Genomic DNA, 244 nt, shown 5'->3' with positions numbered 1-244 from the left:
GGGTCATGGGGGTCGGACGAGTGGTCTGACGGTGCCCAGTGGTGGGGGTCAGGGTGAGGTGGTGGTGGCGGCGTTGGTGGATGCGGGGGTGTCGCCGGATTCGTTGGGTGTGGTGGAGGCGCATGGGACGGGGACGGGGTTGGGGGATCCGATTGAGGTGGAGGGGTTGTCGCGGGCGTGGCGTCGGTTCACGGGGCGTTCGCAGTTCTGTGCGTTGGGGTCGGTGAAGTCGAATATCGGGCAT

At 67.2% G+C, this 244-nt stretch carries 1 protein-coding gene; it reads left to right on the top strand.

Going from position 1 to position 244, the window contains the following annotated elements:
• Positions 1-31 precede the first annotated feature (31 nt).
• Positions 32-244 (top strand): hypothetical protein (locus tag IF45_RS31865; RefSeq protein WP_370443995.1); only part of this gene is annotated, 213 nt, incomplete at its 3' end.

Origin of the sequence: Streptomyces albidoflavus (genome assembly GCF_000719955.1) — a bacterium.
Taxonomy (GTDB): Bacteria; Actinomycetota; Actinomycetes; order Streptomycetales; family Streptomycetaceae; genus Streptomyces; species Streptomyces albidoflavus.
This window is presented reverse-complemented; position numbering and strand designations above follow the sequence as displayed.